Origin of the sequence: Pseudomonas sp. AM4(2022) (assembly GCF_036346515.1) — a bacterium.
GTDB classification, from domain to species: domain Bacteria; phylum Pseudomonadota; class Gammaproteobacteria; order Pseudomonadales; family Pseudomonadaceae; genus Aquipseudomonas; species Aquipseudomonas paracarnis.
Map to the genome: position 1 here is coordinate 353,592 of NZ_JAOTNW010000004.1, position 15,801 is coordinate 369,392.

The 15,801-nt window shown below is 60.6% G+C and carries 16 protein-coding genes; 10 read left to right on the plus strand and 6 right to left on the minus strand.

Going from position 1 to position 15,801, the window contains the following annotated elements; translation table 11 throughout:
- Nucleotides 1-21: 21 nt before the first annotated feature.
- The 3 genes from ODQ19_RS08285 to ODQ19_RS08295 all read left to right on the plus strand — a co-directional run bounded on the left by ODQ19_RS08285 (nucleotide 22) and on the right by ODQ19_RS08295 (nucleotide 2,191).
- On the plus strand, nucleotides 22-1,185 hold the full coding sequence (locus tag ODQ19_RS08285; protein WP_330209768.1) for an MFS transporter: 1,164 nt from the start codon (nucleotides 22-24) through the stop codon (nucleotides 1,183-1,185).
- Nucleotides 1,182-1,712, plus strand: a complete 531-nt coding sequence (locus ODQ19_RS08290; protein WP_330209769.1) for a 1,2-dihydroxy-3-keto-5-methylthiopentene dioxygenase — start codon at nucleotides 1,182-1,184, stop codon at nucleotides 1,710-1,712. The genes ODQ19_RS08285 and ODQ19_RS08290 overlap by 4 nt, the downstream gene beginning before the upstream one ends.
- Nucleotides 1,713-1,921: 209 nt before the next feature.
- Nucleotides 1,922-2,191: a response regulator transcription factor gene (locus ODQ19_RS08295; RefSeq protein ID WP_116667598.1), complete on the plus strand. Its 270-nt coding sequence runs from the start codon at nucleotides 1,922-1,924 to the stop codon at nucleotides 2,189-2,191.
- Nucleotides 2,192-2,250: 59 nt separating this feature from the next.
- Here ODQ19_RS08295 and ODQ19_RS08300 read toward each other — a convergent pair whose 3' ends face one another.
- Nucleotides 2,251-2,529 (minus strand): DUF3509 domain-containing protein, encoded by a 279-nt coding sequence (locus ODQ19_RS08300; protein ID WP_003172952.1) that lies wholly within the window; start codon nucleotides 2,527-2,529, stop codon nucleotides 2,251-2,253.
- A gap of 466 nt (nucleotides 2,530-2,995) precedes the next feature.
- Here ODQ19_RS08300 and ODQ19_RS08305 point away from each other — a divergent pair, with 466 nt between their 5' ends.
- From ODQ19_RS08305 to ODQ19_RS08325, 5 genes are all read left to right on the plus strand, one after another.
- Entirely contained in the window at nucleotides 2,996-4,822 is a 1,827-nt protein-coding gene (locus ODQ19_RS08305) for a long-chain-acyl-CoA synthetase (protein WP_116667599.1), read from the plus strand.
- Nucleotides 4,823-4,928: 106 nt separating this feature from the next.
- Entirely contained in the window at nucleotides 4,929-5,444 is a 516-nt protein-coding gene (locus ODQ19_RS08310; protein WP_116667600.1) for an ankyrin repeat domain-containing protein, read from the plus strand.
- A gap of 41 nt (nucleotides 5,445-5,485) precedes the next feature.
- Nucleotides 5,486-6,016 carry a hypothetical protein gene (locus ODQ19_RS08315; protein WP_073527034.1) on the plus strand — a complete coding sequence of 177 codons (531 nt, stop codon included), beginning with the start codon at nucleotides 5,486-5,488 and terminating at the stop codon, nucleotides 6,014-6,016.
- A 67-nt stretch (nucleotides 6,017-6,083) separates the two neighbouring features.
- Entirely contained in the window at nucleotides 6,084-6,275 is a 192-nt protein-coding gene (locus tag ODQ19_RS08320; protein ID WP_003192770.1) for a PLDc N-terminal domain-containing protein, read from the plus strand.
- Between the two features lie 381 nt (nucleotides 6,276-6,656).
- Nucleotides 6,657-8,744 (plus strand): LTA synthase family protein, encoded by a 2,088-nt coding sequence (locus tag ODQ19_RS08325; RefSeq protein ID WP_330209770.1) that lies wholly within the window; start codon nucleotides 6,657-6,659, stop codon nucleotides 8,742-8,744.
- A 175-nt stretch (nucleotides 8,745-8,919) separates the two neighbouring features.
- Here the strand turns inward: ODQ19_RS08325 and ODQ19_RS08330 are convergent, their stop codons facing one another.
- On the minus strand, nucleotides 8,920-9,072 hold the full coding sequence (locus ODQ19_RS08330; RefSeq protein WP_003192767.1) for a DUF3309 family protein: 153 nt from the start codon (nucleotides 9,070-9,072) through the stop codon (nucleotides 8,920-8,922).
- 329 nt (nucleotides 9,073-9,401) lie between these two features.
- Here ODQ19_RS08330 and ODQ19_RS08335 point away from each other — a divergent pair, with 329 nt between their 5' ends.
- Both ODQ19_RS08335 and csrA read left to right on the plus strand, forming a co-directional pair.
- A complete protein-coding gene (locus ODQ19_RS08335; RefSeq protein WP_330209771.1) occupies nucleotides 9,402-10,217 on the plus strand; it encodes an SDR family oxidoreductase in 816 nt (271 codons plus the stop codon).
- 127 nt (nucleotides 10,218-10,344) lie between these two features.
- Nucleotides 10,345-10,548, plus strand: coding sequence for a carbon storage regulator CsrA (gene csrA / locus ODQ19_RS08340; RefSeq protein ID WP_116667604.1), 204 nt, complete (start codon nucleotides 10,345-10,347; stop codon nucleotides 10,546-10,548).
- A 7-nt stretch (nucleotides 10,549-10,555) separates the two neighbouring features.
- Here the strand turns inward: csrA and ODQ19_RS08345 are convergent, their stop codons facing one another.
- The 4 genes from ODQ19_RS08345 to ODQ19_RS08360 all read right to left on the minus strand — a co-directional run bounded on the left by ODQ19_RS08345 (nucleotide 10,556) and on the right by ODQ19_RS08360 (nucleotide 15,700).
- Nucleotides 10,556-10,783 (minus strand): YheU family protein, encoded by a 228-nt coding sequence (locus ODQ19_RS08345; protein WP_003192759.1) that lies wholly within the window; start codon nucleotides 10,781-10,783, stop codon nucleotides 10,556-10,558.
- A 74-nt stretch (nucleotides 10,784-10,857) separates the two neighbouring features.
- Nucleotides 10,858-12,042, minus strand: a complete 1,185-nt coding sequence (locus ODQ19_RS08350; RefSeq protein WP_330209772.1) for an osmoprotectant NAGGN system M42 family peptidase — start codon at nucleotides 12,040-12,042, stop codon at nucleotides 10,858-10,860.
- Nucleotides 12,043-12,178: 136 nt separating this feature from the next.
- The gene (gene ngg / locus ODQ19_RS08355; RefSeq protein ID WP_330209773.1) at nucleotides 12,179-13,924 is read right to left on the minus strand and encodes an N-acetylglutaminylglutamine synthetase; all 1,746 of its coding nucleotides are present in this window, start codon (nucleotides 13,922-13,924) and stop codon (nucleotides 12,179-12,181) included.
- A 3-nt stretch (nucleotides 13,925-13,927) separates the two neighbouring features.
- The gene (locus ODQ19_RS08360) at nucleotides 13,928-15,700 is read right to left on the minus strand and encodes an N-acetylglutaminylglutamine amidotransferase (RefSeq protein ID WP_116667607.1); all 1,773 of its coding nucleotides are present in this window, start codon (nucleotides 15,698-15,700) and stop codon (nucleotides 13,928-13,930) included.
- Between the last annotated feature and the right edge of the window lie 101 nt (nucleotides 15,701-15,801).

Here is a 15,801-nt window from a genome sequence, read left to right on the forward strand (position 1 = left end):
CTGCGAAGCAGCCCCAATAAAATGACCCCCGTGCTCCCATACTGGCGCCTCTCCAGCTTCTACCTCTTTTACTTCGCCCTGCTGGGGGCGACCGCGCCGTTCCTGGCGCTGTACTTCGATCACCTCGGTTTCTCCAGCGCGCGCATCGGCGAGCTGGTGGCCATACCCATGCTGATGCGCTGCGTGGCCCCCAACCTGTGGGGCTGGATCGGCGACTACACTGGCCGGCGCCTGGCCATTGTGCGATTCGGCGCGGTGTGCACCCTGGCCAGCTTCTGCCTGATTTTTGTCAGCAAGACCTACGCCTGGCTAGCGCTGGTGATGGCCCTGCACGCGTTCTTCTGGCACGCGGTGCTGCCGCAGTTCGAAGTCATCACCCTGGCCCACCTGCACAAGCAAACCTCGCGCTACAGCCAGATCCGTCTGTGGGGCTCCATTGGTTTTATCCTCACCGTGGTGATCATGGGGCGCCTGTTCGATTGGCTGAGTCTGGATATTTACCCGGTGGCGGTCGTGGTAATCATGGCCGGCATCATCGGCGCCAGCCTTTGGGTACCGAACGCGCAGCCGGCCCGCCACGGCAACCGCCTGGTCGGCGATGGCTTTCTCAAGCAATTGCGCAGCCCCGGCGTGCTGGCGTTTTATGCCTGCGTGGCGCTGATGCAAATGAGCCATGGCCCGTATTACACCTTTCTCACCCTGCACCTGGAGCATTTGGGCTACAGCCGTGGCGTAATTGGCCTGCTGTGGGCGCTGGGGGTGGTGGCGGAAGTGCTGATGTTCCTGGCCATGAGCCGTATTCTTACGCGCTTTTCGGTGCGCCGGGTGCTGCTCGCCAGTTTCCTGCTGGCGGCGCTACGCTGGTGGCTGCTGGGTTCATTTGCCGAAGTTTTCTGGCTGCTGCTGGTGGCGCAGTTGATGCACGCCGCCACGTTCGGCAGCTTCCACGCGGCGGCGATTGCCTTTGTGCAACGCAGCTTCGGTGACCGCCAGCAAGGCCAGGGCCAGGCCCTTTATGCTGCGCTGGCCGGCACCGGCGGCGCGCTCGGCGCCCTGTATTCCGGTTACAGCTGGAACCTGCTGGGGCCAACCTTCACGTTCAGTATCGCCAGCCTCGCGGCCCTGGCCGCCGCCATTATCATTGGCCTTCGATTGCAAGAGCCGAACCAAGGAACCGTGCAATGAGCTATGTAGCCGTATACTCCATCGCCACCCCGGACACTCCGAATAAAGTGTTGACCCATGCCGACGACATCCAGTCGACCCTGGCCGAGCACGGTGTGCGTTTTGAACGCTGGCAGCCCAGCCCGATAGAAAAGGGCGCCACTGATGCTGAAATGATTGCCGCCTACCAGGCTCAGATCGAAGCCCTCGGCTACGCCGCTGTGGAAGTGGTCAGCGTGACCCACGACCATCCACAGAAAGACGAGTTACGCGCACAGTTCCTCGACGAACGTACCTACAGTGAAGACGAGGTGCGTTTCTTCATCGCAGGCCAGGGGCTGTTTACGCTGCACATAGGCGACTCTGTCTACAGCCTGCGCTGTGAGAAGAATGACTTGCTGATCATCCCGGCCGGTGTACCGCACTGGTTCGACATGGGCGAAAACCCGCACTGTGTGACACTACGCTTGTTCAACACGGCCCAAGGCGTTGTGCCTTCTTTTACCGGCGATGCGATTGCCACAGGCTTTCCAGGGCTGGATGACTAAGCATAGATAACTGAATGTTCAACCCCGGCAAGTTGGAAGTTGCTGTGGGAAGAAACTTAATTATTTGTAGGGCAAAGCTGTTTGTTCTGTGCTGTGCGCTTTGATTCCACTCTTTATGTAACTCTCTGTTCAGCGTCAATGTTTATGCCATCTGTCAATGGGAGGAATCCGAAAGATGGCAGTGCATCAGCAGATATAAGGAGAGAACAATGAGTGGCCCCGAGGAGACGCATCGCCCGTTGGTTATCGTGCCGACGGCTATCAGAAAACGCATGAGCTTGTCCGGCAAGCCCCTGACTTCCACGGAGCTGGAAATTCTGCGATGGGCCTCCGAGGGCAAGACCGTCTGGGAAATCAGCCAGATTCGCGCCACCTCTGAAGCCACGGTGAAATTTCATCTGCGCAACATCTACGGCAAGCTGGATGTCACCAACCGTGTGCAGGCAAAGAATGAGGCCACCCGCCAGGGCTTATGTTAACGGCATGAAAAAGGGCCGCGACGCTGAGTAGCGTCGCGGCCCTTTTTCAGATTTCCAGCTTAGGCCGAATGATAGGTCGGCAGTGCAAAGCGGTTCTGGCTTTGCAGCATCGAAATCTGCGGCAGTTCGCTGGCTTGTTCAGCCAAGTCACGGCGAATGGCGCTGATGACCCAGGTCAGTTGGTCGGCAGTGTGCAGCTGCTGATAAGAGATCGAGCGCTTGACCTGCTTACCTTCGCTGTTACGCAGGGTCAACAGGATACCGCCGTCCGGACGTGGCTGGGTGGTGACGTCGTAGTTGGAGAATACTGAAGCGAATTTATCTTGGATCAGGCTCATGTCTATCAGCTCCGTTGGCTCAAGTTGGCAAGCATGGAGTGGTAGGTGCAGTGATTGTGCCAGTATTGGATTTTTTAGAAAATCGTTATAAATCAGTAGTTTATAAATTTATAAGATTTTCATTTTCGTGCAATTTGCATGAAGGGCCATCGTGCATCCTGCATTTTGCGCTGTCTGCCCGGTGATTTTTCCGGGAGGAGGGGGAGGGCTGTAATGATACTGACCGTCTTTTGCTCGGAAAAATCCGGTCGGCTGGCAGGCCGTCATCGCAGCGATGCGGCGACCCGACAAGCCAGCTCCCACATTTGGAGGGTGGAGTGTGATGGAGATAAGCCTCGGCCGGCCGCCACGGGATACAAAACTTTTCAAATCCCGCGTGTACAGCCAAAGAACCGCTGACGTATTTTCCGCTACACCAGTCGATGTACCTGGACCAGATCAAGAATAAGAAAAGGGACGTCCCGCCATGACTCATCAGCAAATCGACATGATCACCTGGCGCATGATGCTGCGTAAGGTGCCTGCCATCGTTCGGGCCCTCCCACGGGTGGTGCGCGGCATGCGCGCGGCCAACGTCACCGACCCCAGCCAACCCTGCGGCCTGGGCTGGCATTTCGAACAAGCCACCTTGCGTAACCCGGACGGTGCTGCCCTGCTTTATGGGGACAGCGTGATCAGCTACCGCGACGCCAATCAGCGCGCCAATCGCATTGCCCATCACTTGCAGGCCCAGGGCATCCGCAAGGGTGACGTGGTGGCGCTGTTTATCGAAAATCGCCCCGAGTTGCTGCTCAACGTGCTGGCTGTGGCCAAGCTGGGCGGCATCTGCGCCATGCTCAACACGGCGCAAACTCAAGGGGCGCTGGTACACAGCCTGACCCTGGTCAAGCCGGTTGCCATCGTGGTCGGTGCCGAATTGCTGGGCCCTTACGCAGCAGTGCGCGATCAAGTCCAGATCCCGGCCGAGCGCACCTGGTTCGTGGCCGATCAGCCCGGCAGTAGGGGCCCCGACGGCTACATCGACCTGATGGCCGCCAGTGCCGAAAGCCCGGTGGACAACCCGGCGAGTTCCGCGCAGGTGTTCTTCCACGATCCCTGCTTCTATATCTACACCTCCGGCACCACCGGCTTGCCCAAGGCCGGCATCATGAAGCACGGGCGCTGGACCAAAACCGCCGTGAGCTTCGGCAGTATCGCCCTGGACATGGGGCCGCAGGACGTCCTCTATTGCACCTTGCCGCTGTACCACGCCACCGGCCTGTGCGTGTGCTGGGGGGCGGCGATTATCGGCGCGTCGGGGTTTGCCATTCGGCGCAAATTCAGCGCCAGCCAGTTCTGGGACGATGCGCGCAAGTTCAAGGCGACCACTCTGGGCTATGTCGGTGAGCTGTGCCGCTATCTGCTCGACCAGCCCGCAAGTGCGCAGGACCGCGATAACCACGTGACCAAGATGGTCGGCAACGGCTTGCGCCCTGGTGTGTGGGCGCAGTTCAAGCAGCGTTATGGCGTGGAGCATATCTGCGAACTGTATGCCGCCAGCGACGGCAACATCGGCTTTACCAACGTGCTGAACTTTGACAACACCATCGGCTTTTGCCTGCAGCATTGGGCGCTGGTGGACTACGCCCATGACATCGGTGAACCACTGCGCGGCAGCAATGGGTTTATGGTCAAGGTGCCCACCGGCGGGCAGGGCCTGTTATTGGCGCGCATTGATGAAAAGTCGCCCTTCGACGGCTATACCGACCCGGAAAAGAACCGCAAGGTGGTACTGACCGATGTATTCGAAAAAGGCGACCGCTATTTCAACACCGGCGACTTGGTGCGCAGCATCGGTTTCGGCCACGCGCAATTTGTCGATCGTCTGGGGGATACCTATCGCTGGAAGGGCGAAAACGTCTCGACCACCGAGGTGGAAAACGTCTTGCTGAAACACCCGCAGATCGCTGAAGTGGTGGCCTATGGCGTCGAGATCGACAACACCAACGGCCGCGCCGGCATGGTCGCCATCACCCCCAGCGAATCCCTGGCCAGCCTGGACATGCGCGAACTGCTGCAATTCGCCCACGGCCAGTTGCCCTCTTATGCGGTGCCGTTGTTTTTGCGGATCAAGGTGAAGATGGAAACCACCGGCACGTTCAAGTACCAGAAAGTGAAGCTCAAGGAGCAAGGGTTCGACCCGGACAAGGCTGGCAATGACCCGGTTTACGCCTGGTTGCCGGGTTCGGACAGCTATGTGCCGGTGACCGGGCAATTGCTGGCGCAGATCCAGGGCGGCCAATTCCGTTATTGATTCTGGCTATGGCGGCTTTTGACAAAAAAGCCATGACACCGGGGAACTCCATCGCGACACTGGGCGCCTTAAACAGTTATGTCAGTCGCCTCAGCAAGGAGCCCCCATGTCAGATCAGCCTAAACAAATGACCGAAGACGAAGCCGCCGAGTTTGCCGAGCAAGTTTTCGACGTGGCCCGTCGCGGCGACGCCGCCATGCTTGCCGCACTGTTGGCGAAGGGCCTGCCGGCCAACTTTCGTAATCACAATGGCGACACGCTGTTGATGCTTGCGGCGTACCACGGCCATGCCGAGGCGGTCAAAGTGCTGCTGGAGTTCAAGGCCGACCCCTTGATCGCCAACGACAAGAACCAGCTGCCGATTGCCGGGGCGGCGTTCAAAGGCAACCTGCCGGTGGTCCGGGCGTTGATCGAAGGCGGCACGCCGGTTGAGGCGGCCTCCTCGGACGGGCGTACGGCCTTGATGATGGCGGCGATGTTCAACCGCGTTGAAATGGTTGAGTACCTGCTTGGTAAAGGCGCAAATCCCAAGGCCACCGATGCACAAGGCGCGACGGCACTGGCCGCGGCGCAGACCATGGGCGCGGTGGATACGGCGGCGCAGTTGCAGAAACTGGTGTAGGCTACGCGCCCTTCAAAACTTGCCCGTTACAGGATCGCCCCATGCAAACCGCCCTCGTCGAACTCATCAGTAAAATCAGCGCCGGCGTCATGGGTGAGGACGAAGTAGCGCGTATCGCCGACGAAGCGGCCCAGGCCTACGCGGACCCGGCGGCGTTCCTGGCGGCCAATCCGGATATCAACTACGACGACAGTTTCCCGATCCCGCTGGGAGAGTGGGTGGTGGTCGGTAGCCTGCCGGACACGGTGTTGTTCCAGGCCGATACCTATGGCGACCTGTTTGCCCAGATCGTCGCGTCGTTCGGTCCGGGCGTGGCGTTCAACCTCAAGCCCAAGCAACTGGCCAAGACCGAAGATCTGACCGCGCTCAACCGCATCCAGATCCAGATGAGCGCCCTGAGCCCGGAAGACGGCGGTTATGTGCTGATGAACTTCAGCCAGTTGCTGGACGACGAGATCCAGGCAGTGCTGGTGTTCGGCAACGACCTGGCGCGAGTACTGGAACTGTGTGCCGAAGTCGGCATCAAGGCCGAGCCCTCGCTTGAAGCCTTGAAGATTGCTGTACACGTCTGAAATAAAACGGAACCCGCGCCAAGGCTGACTATCCTACAAGTGCATGCCCTCACTTAGGAGCGACACCATGGGTTCCACGTTTAATAGTCTGATTGGCCTGATCATCCTCGCGCTGGATATCTGGGCGATCATCAACGTGTTCAAAAGCGGCGCCAGCACCGGCGCCAAAGTGCTGTGGATCCTGTTGATCCTGCTGTTGCCAGTGCTGGGCCTGATCATCTGGGCCATCGCCGGGCCGCGCGGTAACGTGCGGATCTGAGCCCTAATGTAGGGGCGAGCTTGCTCGCGAAAAACGTCAACGATAACGCGTGCTTTCTGGATTAAGCGCGGTGCTTGTGAGTTTTTCGCGAGCAAGCTCGCTCCCACAAAAAGCAGATTTGTGTGTCGAAACTATTCGCCGCACGAAATTTTCACATCCCATCCAAGACAATTCGCCGGCTTTATCCGGCTGCCAGGGCTCTATCTCCAGTGCCCTTAAAGGCAGGGCCGTGGCATACGTTCAGTAATTAATAGCCTTGCCGGCCTTGATCGGGCACCATTTGTGCCACCGCGTTAACCGCCTACCCCAGCCAGCCTGGGCGAGGGACGGACGCCACTGCATTATTTCGCAACTTAAACTTCCAATGGGTCCTAAAACGACATGGCAAACCCGGACGCCCTGAATCAGCAGCGAGCTTCAAATCGCCTGCTGCAACCGACCGTCAAATCCCATCTGGCGTACACGCTGCTCTGCGCACTGGTCATGATGGTGATGTTTTCCCTGCTGCGCCTGGCGTTGCTGGTCTACAACCGCGAGATGATCCTCGATACGCCGGCCTCCACGTTCCTCGAAGCGTTCGCCAACGGCCTGCGCCTGGACATTCGCCTGGTGATGTACCTGCTGATTCCGCTGCTGTTGGCGCTGTTCAGCGTGCGGGCCATGGCGGCGCGCGGGTTCTTCCGTTTGTGGCTGACCGTCGCGTCCAGCATCGCCTTGTTCCTGGGCCTGATGGAGATGGACTTCTACCGCGAGTTCCACCAGCGCCTCAACGGCCTGGTCTTCCAGTATGTGAAGGAAGACCCGAAAACCGTGATGAGCATGCTCTGGTACGGTTTCCCGGTAGTGCGCTACCTGCTGGCCTGGGCCGTGGGTACGCTGATCCTGAGCATGGCCTTCAAGGGCGCTGACCGCGCAACGCGCCCACGGGGCCCGTTCAGCGGCGGCACGATCAGCACGCGCCAGGTGGCGCCGTGGTACAGCCGCATCGCGGTATTTATGGTTTGCCTGCTGGTTGCCGTGGTCGCCATCCGTGGCACCCTGCGCCAGGGGCCACCGCTGCGTTGGGGTGACGTCTATACCACTGACTCGAACTTCGCCAACCAGTTGGGCCTCAATGGCACCTTGTCGCTGATCGCGGCGGCCAAGGCGCGCTTCGGTGAAGACCGCGCCAATATCTGGAAGGCGACGCTGGAACAACCACTGGCCACCCAGACCGTGCGCGACATGCTGGTGCTGCCGCAAGAGAAGCTGGTCGATACCGACACCGCTGCCGTGCGCCGTGACTTCACGCCACCGGCCGAGAAAACCCTGCCGATCAAGAACGTCGTGGTCATCCTGATGGAAAGCTTCGCCGGTCACTCGGTGGGCGCATTGGGACGTCCGGGCAATATCACCCCGTACTTCGACAAGTTGACCCAGGAGGGCTTGCTGTTCGACCGCTTCTTCTCCAACGGCACCCACACCCACCAGGGTATGTTCGCCACCATGGCCTGCTTCCCGAACCTGCCGGGCTTCGAATACCTGATGCAGACCCCGGAAGGCAGCCACAAGCTGTCGGGCCTGCCGCAGTTGCTCAGTGCGCGTGATTTCGACGATGTGTATGTCTACAACGGCGATTTCGCCTGGGACAACCAGTCGGGCTTCTTCAGCAACCAGGGCATGACCAACTTCATCGGCCGCAATGACTTCGTCGACCCGGTGTTCTCCGACCCGACGTGGGGCGTGTCCGACCAGGACATGTTCAACCGTGGCCTGGAAGAACTGAAGGCGCGCGAAGGCGGCAAGCCGTTCTACGCACTGCTGCAAACCCTGTCCAACCACACGCCGTACGCGTTGCCGACCCCATTGCCGGTTGAGAAAGTCACCGACCGTGGCAGCCTCAACGAGCATTTGACGGCCATGCGCTATTCCGACTGGGCCTTGGGCCAGTTCTTTGAAAAGGCCCGCAAAGAGCCGTACTTCAAGGAAACCCTGTTTGTGATCGTCGGTGACCACGGCTTCGGCAACGAGCAGCAGATCACCGAGATGGACCTGGGCCGCTTCAACGTGCCGATGCTGATGATCGCACCGGGCATGCGCGAGAAGTTCGGTGAGCGTGACCACACTGTGGGCACCCAGATCGACATCGTGCCGACCATCATGGGCCGCCTGGGCGGCGACACCTTGCACCAGTGCTGGGGCCGTGACCTGCTGAACCTGCCGGAAGGTGACAAGGGTTTCGGCGTGATCAAGCCATCGGGCAGCGACCAGACCGTGGCCTTGCTCACCGGCGATCGCGTACTGGTATTGCCCAAGGAAATGCCACCCAAGTTGTGGGAATACACACTGGGCGCCGAGCCGACTGGCAAGGTGATTCCTGAATCGCCGGACGAAGCTGCACTCAAGCAGAAACTCGAGTCGTTCCTGCAGACCGCGACCAAGAGCCTGCTGGATAACACCGCAGGTGTGGTGGACGGTAAGCCGGACTAACTGACCGGCAATAAAAAAGAGGCCTTCTAGAAGGCCTCTTTTTTTTGCTTTCTTACTTGTAGGAGCGAGCTTGCTCGCGAAGAACGTCAACGATAACGCGCGCGTCCTGAATGAACGCGGCGCCTGTAAGTTTTTCGCGAGCAAGCTCGCTCCTACAAAAAGCGGGGCGCGGTGTTTATATCTTGCCGAGCAACAACAGCACCAGCAGAACAACCAGTACCACCCCCAGGATACCCGACGGTCCATAACCCCAGTTACGCGAGTGCGGGAACACCGGCAGGCCACCGACCAGCAGGAGGATCAGGATAATAATCAGAATGAGGCTCATGGTTTTATTCCTTATAGGTTTTTTGCAAAAACCGGCTGTTTAACCGTTGGTTCGTCCATGTACAGTGGGACGCCTTACCCATTCCGACTCTGCCACTTCGTAGAAAATTCATTGTTTTTATAAAACATTTTGATGTGTCGCTTATTTCTTTTAACGCGTGCACAACTTGAACTAATCAGTTGAAAAAAATTGAACTTAGTCTATAGGCACGCCTGCGACCGAGCCCACGGTTTGCCCGGGGCATTCATCACCCTGATGGTGCGTGGGTCGAGCAAAAACCTTCGCTACACTGCCGGTCACTTCTTTCGTGAACCACAAGGCTACCTCCTATGCAAAACCGCATGATGATCACTGGCGCCGGGTCTGGCCTGGGTCGCGAAATCGCTCTGCGCTGGGCCCGTGAAGGCTGGCAGTTGGCGTTGTCCGATGTCAGCGAGCCCGGTTTGCAGGAAACCCTCAAGCAGGTTCGCGAGGCGGGCGGCGAGGGCTTTACCCAGCGCTGTGACGTGCGTGACTACAGCCAGCTCACGGCCTTTGCCCAGGCCTGTGAGGTGAAGCTCGGGGGCATCGATGTGATCGTCAACAACGCCGGCGTGGCCTCGGGCGGGTTCTTCGCTGAACTGTCCTTGGAGGATTGGGACTGGCAGATCGCAATCAACCTGATGGGCGTCGTCAAAGGCTGCAAGGCGTTCCTGCCGCTGCTGGAAAAGAGCAAGGGGCGCATCATCAACATCGCGTCAATGGCAGCGTTGATGCAAGGCCCGGCCATGAGCAACTACAACGTGGCCAAGGCGGGCGTGGTGGCGTTGTCCGAGAGCCTGTTGGTGGAGCTCAAGCAACAGGAAGTGGGCGTGCATGTGGTGTGCCCGTCGTTTTTCCAGACCAACCTGCTCGACTCGTTCCGTGGGCCAACCCCAGCCATGAAGGCTCAAGTGGGCAAGTTGCTTGAGAGTTCGCCCATCTCGGCGGCGGATATTGCCGACTATATCTACCAGCGCGTGGCCGCAGGTGAATTCATGATCCTGCCTCACGAGCAAGGCCGTATGGCCTGGGCGTTGAAGCAAAAAAATCCGCAGTTGCTGTATGACGAAATGACACTGATGGCCGACAAGATGCGCGCCAAGGCGCAGGTTGTTAAGGGCTGATTTGGCTTGGGTCTGTCAGGCAAATTACCTATCCGTGTAGGAAATGCCTGATTTGCCCGCAAGCCATTGCCGGCCCAGCGCCAAGGGGGCATGGTCGAGGTCCTGTTACTGGAAAAGGACAACCGCCATGCTGGTCTTAAGCCGTACCCTAGGCGAAGCCATCGCCATTGGCGATGACATCACCGTGCATATCCTTGAAGTGAACGGTACTCACGTGAAATTCGGCATCGAGGCGCCGGTGGGCGTCAACGTGTACCGTGCCGAGGTGTACCGCAAAATTCTCAAAGGCGAGAGCCAGGCTACCCATCCCGTGCCGGTGCCCAACCCTTAGGCAGGTTTCAGTCGAACAGATGCTTGGGCACATCGTGCTTGAGCATCAACTGGCATTGCTCGCTCTCGGGGTCGAAGACAATCAGCGCCTGGCCTTTGGTCAGCGCCTGGCGCACGCGCAGCACGCGGGTTTCCAGAGGCGTGTCGTCGCCATTGTCGGTGCCGTCGCGGGTGACGAAGTCTTCGATGAGGCGGGTCAGGGTGTCGACTTCAAGTGCATCGTAGGGAATCAGCATACAAGCCTCAGGTGTCAGGTCCCGGCGATGCTACTGTGCCGGGACCTTTGTTGCCAGTATCCACTCACCCCGCGTCAGGACTTCTGGCCGACCAGGCTGTCCACCGACGGCACGCGGGTGTCGCTCTCCATTTGCGTTTCATGCTCGATCTGATGACTGAACCGATCCAGTGAGCCCTGGGCCGGTTGCGCATCGCTGGCAAACACCGGCGGGCTGAGGATATAGGCGCCCAACAAGCGGCTCAGGGCGGCGAGGCTGTCGATATGGGTACGCTCGTAGCCATGGGTGGCGTCACAACCGAAGGCCAGCAGCGCGGTGCGAATATCATGGCCGGCGGTGACCGCCGAGTGCGCATCGCTGAAGTAATAGCGGAACAGATCGCGGCGTACCGGCAGGTCGTTGTCCGACGCCAGGCGCAGCAAGTGGCGGGACAGGTGATAGTCATAGGGCCCGCCAGAGTCCTGCATGGCCACGCTCACCGCATGTTCGCTGGACTGCTGGCCGGGAGCGACCGGGGCGATATCGATGCCGACAAACTCACTCACATCCCAGGGCAGGGCGGCCGCTGCGCCACTGCCGGTTTCCTCGGTGATGGTGAACAGTGGGTGGCAGTCGATCAGCAGGGGTTCGCCACTGTCGACGATGGCCTTGAGCGCGGCGAGCAGGGCGGCGACGCCGGCCTTGTCGTCCAGGTGGCGAGCGCTGATATGCCCGCTCTCGGTGAACTCGGGCAGTGGGTCGAAAGCCACGTAGTCACCCACACTGATTCCCAGGGAATCGCAGTCGGCACGCGTGGCGCAGTAGGCGTCCAGGCGCAGCTCGACATGGTCCCAGCTCACCGGCATTTCATCCACGGCGGTGTTGAATGCGTGCCCGGAGGCCATCAACGGCAATACGCTGCCGCGAATCACGCCGTTGTCGGTGAACAGGCTGACGCGGCTGCCCTCGGCAAAGCGGCTCGACCAGCAGCCCACCGGCGCCAGGGTCAGGCGCCCGTTGTCCTTGATCGCGCGAACGGCGGCGCCGATGGTGTCCAGGTGCGCGGAGACGGCGCGGTCAGGGCTGTTTTTCTGGCCCTTGAGGGTGGCGCGAATGGTGCCGCGCCGGGTCATTTCAAACGGGATGCCGAGTTCTTCCAGGCGCTCGGCGACGTAGCGCACGATGGTGTCGGTAAAACCGGTGGGGCTGGGAATGGCGAGCATTTCCAGCAGCACTTTTTGCAGGTACGCGAGATCGGGTTCGGGAATGGTTCGGGTCATGGAAACTCCTGATGAGTTGAGGGCGATCGTTCCCACGCTCTGCGTGGGAATGCCTCAAGGGACGCTTTGCATCCGCTGTGGTGACGCAGAGCGTCACAGGCTGCATTCCCACGCGGAGCGTGGGAACGCTCGGTAGTCAGGTAGCCGGCTGACTGTGTGGAAACAACAAATCCACAAACTTCTCAGCCGTGGGTTGCGGTTCATGGTTGGCCAGGCCGGCCCGTTCGTTGGCTTCGATAAACACATACTCTGGCTGGTCGGCCGCAGGCACCATCAGGTCCAGGCCGACCATGGGAATATCCAGGGCACGGGCCGCACGCACGGCCGCGTCCACCAGCGTGGGGTGCAGGATCGCCGTGACATCTTCCAGGCAACCCCCGGTGTGCAGGTTGGCGGTGCGTCGCACGGCCAGTTGCACGCCACGGGGCAGGGTGCTGTTGTAGTCGTAACCTGCGGCTTTGAGGGTGCGCTCGGTTTCTGCATCCAGCGGGATTTTGCTCTCGCCGTCGGTGGCCGCCTGGCGGCGACGGCTTTGCGCCTGGATTAACGCGCGAATCGAATGTTGACCGTCGCCGATCACTTCGGCGGGGCGACGAATCGCCGCCGCGACCACTTCAAAACCGATCACCAGAATGCGCAGGTCCAGGCCTTCGTGGAAACTTTCCAGCAACACGCGGCTGTCGAACTGGCGCGCCGCTTCAACCGCCTGCTGCACCTCTTCGATGCTGCGCAGATCCACGGCGACGCCATGGCCTTGCTCGCCGTCCAGCGGCTTGACCACGATGCGCTGGTGTTCGTCGAGAAACTCCAGGTTGTCATCGGCACTGCCCGCCAACTGTTGCACCGGCACATGCAGGCCCGCAGCCTTGAGCACCTTGTGGGTCAGGCTCTTGTCCTGGCACAGAGTCATGCTGATGGCACTGGTCAGGTCGCTCAGGGACTCACGGCAACGCACGCGGCGCCCGCCGTGGCTAAGGGTGAACAGGCCCGCATCGGCATCGTCCACTTGCACATCAATGCCGCGGCGGTGGGCTTCTTCGACAATGATGCGCGCGTAAGGGTTGAACTCCGCCTGGGGTCCCGGGCCCAGAAACAGCGGTTGATTGATGCCGTTCTTGCGCTTGATCGCAAAGGTGGTCAACGCCCGAAAGCCCAGCTTGGCGTAAAGGCTCTTGGCCTGGCGGTTATCGTGCAACACCGACAAGTCCAGGTAGCTCAAGCCTCGGCTCATGAAGTGCTCCACCAAGTGGCGCACCAACACTTCACCGACACCAGGACGCGTGCATTGCGGGTCGACGGCCAGGCACCAGAGGCTGCAACCGTTCTCCGGGTCATGGAAGGCTTTGTGATGGTTGAGGCCCATCACGCTGCCAATCACCGCGCCGCTGTCTTCATCTTCGGCCAGCCAGTACACCGGGCCGCCTTGATGACGTGGGGTAAGGCGCTCCGGGTCGACGGGCAGCATCCCGCGGCCCTGGTACAAATGGTTCACCGCTTGCCAGTCGGCCTCGCTCTGCACCCGGCGAATGCGAAAGCCGCGAAACACCCGGGTGGCCGGGCGGTAGTCGGTGAACCACAGGCGCAGGGTGTCGGACGGGTCGAGAAACAGTTGCTGCGGGTCAATGCCCAGGATTTGCTGGGGCGCGGCCACATACAGTGCGATATCGCGCTCGCCGGGCTGTTCGTTGAGCAGTTCCTGAGCCAGGCTTGCCGGGTCGGGAAAGGTGTGGCCGATCAACAACCGGCCCCAGCCGCAATGCACGGCAATCGGGTCGGCGGCCAGTGCGCTGCCATCTTCGGCCAGGCGCGCTTGCAGGCGCTCATAGGTCGGCGCCTGGCCCTTGAGTAAGCGTTGGCTATAAGCCGCGGCATTCGGTTTCATGGATCAGATTCCTTGTTCGCTGAGCCACAGGTTCAGCGCCGCCAATTGCCACAGCTTGGAGCCGCGCAGTGGGGTCAGTTGGCCTTGAGGGTCGGTGAGCAGGCGGTCGAGCATGGCCGGGTTGAACAGCCCGCGGTCCTGGCTCGGGTCCAGCAGCAACTCGCGCACCCAATTCAAGGTATCGCCCTGCAGGTGCTTGAGGCCGGGCACGGGGAAGTAGCCTTTCTTGCGGTCGATGACTTCGCTGGGGATCACCCGGCGCGCCGCTTCCTTGAGCACCTGTTTGCCACCGTCGGGCAGCTTGAACTGGGCCGGCACACGGGCCGACAGCTCTACCAGGCGGTAGTCGAGGAACGGCGTGCGCGCCTCAAGGCCCCAGGCCATGGTCATGTTGTCCACGCGTTTGACCGGGTCGTCTACCAGCATCACCGTGCTGTCCAGGCGCAGGGCCTTGTCCACCGCCGCGTCGGCGCCAGGCATCGCGAAATGCTCGCGCACGAAGTCGCCGGCAGCGTCGTTGGCGGTCAGCCATTTGGGCGTGACGGTCGCCGCATAGTCATCGTAGCTGCGGTCGAAAAACGCCTCGCGATAGGCCGCATACGGGTCGCTGGCACCGTCCACTTGCGGGTACCAGTGGTAACCGGCGAACAACTCGTCGGCGCCCTGGCCGCTCTGCACCACTTTGCAATGCTTGGCCACTTCCCGCGACAGCAGGTAGAAGGCAATGCAGTCATGGCTGACCATCGGTTCGCTCATGGCGCGGAAGGCTGCCGGCAGTTGCTCGATGATCTCGCTTTCGGCGATGCGCAGTTGGTGGTGATGGGTGCCGTAGTGTTTGGCGATCAGGTCTGAGTACTGGAACTCATCGCCACGTTCGCCGCCGGCATCTTCAAAGCCGATGGAGAAGGTCGACAAATCCTCCACGCCCACTTCGCGCAGCAGGCCGACGAGCATGCTCGAATCGACGCCGCCAGACAGCAGCACACCCACATCCACCGCCGCACGTTGGCGGATGGCCACGGCTTCGCGGGTACTGTCGAGCACGCGGTCGGTCCAGTCTTCCAGGGCCAGGTGTTTTTCGTCCTCATGGGGCCCGTAGGGCAGGGTCCACCAGGTTTTCTGTTCGGTCTTGCCGCTGGCGTCGATGCGCATCCAGCTGGCGGGCGGCAGTTTTTCAATACCCGCCAGCAGTGTGCGCGGCGCGGGCACCACGGCGTGGAAATTCAGGTAATGGTTGAGCGCCACCGGATCGAGGATCGGGTTGATGTCGCCGCCCTTGAGCAACGCGGGTAACGCCGAGGCAAAGCGCAGGCGTTGGCCGGTGCGCGACAGGTACAGAGGCTTCACGCCGAGACGGTCGCGGGCGATGAACAGGCGCTGCGCATCACGCTCCCAAATGGCAAAGGCGAACATGCCGTTGAGCTTGGGCAGCAGCGCTTCGCCCCAGGCGTGATAACCCTTGAGCAACACTTCGGTGTCGCCGCCGGAATAGAACGCGTAACCCAGGGCTTCCAATTCTTGGCGCAGCTCCGGGAAGTTATAGATGGCGCCATTGAAGGCCAGGGACAGCCCCAGGTGGGCGTCGACCATCGGCTGGGCGGAGCCGTCCGACAGGTCCATGATCTTCAGGCGGCGGTGGCCCAGGGCAATCGGCCCTTGGGCATGAAAACCCCAGGCGTCGGGGCCTCGGGGGGCGAGGTGATGGGTGATGCGTTCTACGGCTGCCAGGTCGGCAGGTTGATGATCAAAGCGTAACTCGCCAGCTAGTCCACACATAAGTTCCTTACCGGTTTTTCCGTTGGGGAGGGGTCAACACTCAATACGCCCAAACGGGCGCGTACCCAGAAACTGACCCAGTGCTATGCGTGGAGTTTTAG